This is a genomic window from Vibrio sp. 10N.222.48.A3 (assembly GCF_041475345.1).
Lineage (GTDB): Bacteria > Pseudomonadota > Gammaproteobacteria > Enterobacterales > Vibrionaceae > Vibrio > Vibrio tasmaniensis_A.
The window spans coordinates 1-379 of the sequence record NZ_JBFRVX010001697.1; the positions used below are offsets into that span (position 1 = coordinate 1).

Consider the following 379-nt stretch of genomic DNA (forward strand, 5'->3'; position numbering starts at 1 on the left):
TACTGTGATTGGTATAAGCAATGCTCCACTCGTATCTTGTGTTTGCACAGGGACACGAGACAGCGGATACAAAAAAGGCTCCTAAATAGGAGCCTTTTAAGCATAGAAGTGAATGAATACAAGTTAAAGTCTTTTAAAACAGCAAATTGTAGCCATCTTTCTTTGTGCTTATTAACCTTCGATGAGGTCGTCTTGGCTGTAGGTCTGTAAGAAGCGCTCTAGACGACCAATCGCGATTTCTAGATCTTCGATATGTGGCAGAGTCACGATGCGGAAGTGATCCGGTTTTGGCCAGTTGAAGCCAGTACCTTGAACCAATAGCACCTTCTCTTGCTTAAGGAAGTCGAGCACAAACTTCTGATCGTCTTTGATGTTGTAC

The 379-nt window shown here is 43.0% G+C and carries 1 pseudogene; it reads right to left on the minus strand.

What is annotated here, in order from left to right:
• Positions 1 to 171: 171 nt before the first annotated feature.
• Positions 172 to 379 (minus strand): annotated as a pseudogene (locus AB4653_RS28465) (aminotransferase); the annotation flags it as partial.